1 pseudogene is annotated in these 237 nt (G+C 37.6%); it reads right to left on the bottom strand.

Annotated features, from left to right (window positions below):
• Positions 1-237 (bottom strand): annotated as a pseudogene (locus AAEY57_RS21080) (abortive infection family protein); the annotation flags it as partial.

Here is a 237-nt window from a genome sequence, read left to right as displayed (position 1 = left end):
GAATTTACATTCTCTAATGCTCGGTTAAATTCAGCTTCAATTGAAGGAATATCGCGCCCTTTAATTAGTTCAGATAATGATTTACTCGGCGCTGAACTGCCGTCTGATATTACGCCGCCAGTGATGTAAGTTAAATTACAGCGCTCTAATATGGCGTTTAATTTAACTTTAAATTCTTTCTTCTGCTCTGAAACGTTTACACCCCACTGATAGTTATTTTGTTCTAACTCATCAGGC

This window comes from Pseudoalteromonas sp. MER144-MNA-CIBAN-0113 (assembly GCF_040308965.1).
In the GTDB taxonomy this organism is placed as follows: Bacteria; Pseudomonadota; Gammaproteobacteria; order Enterobacterales; family Alteromonadaceae; genus Pseudoalteromonas; species Pseudoalteromonas tetraodonis.
The sequence above is the reverse complement of the archived record's forward strand: the minus strand, read 5'-3'. Positions and strand labels throughout refer to the sequence as shown.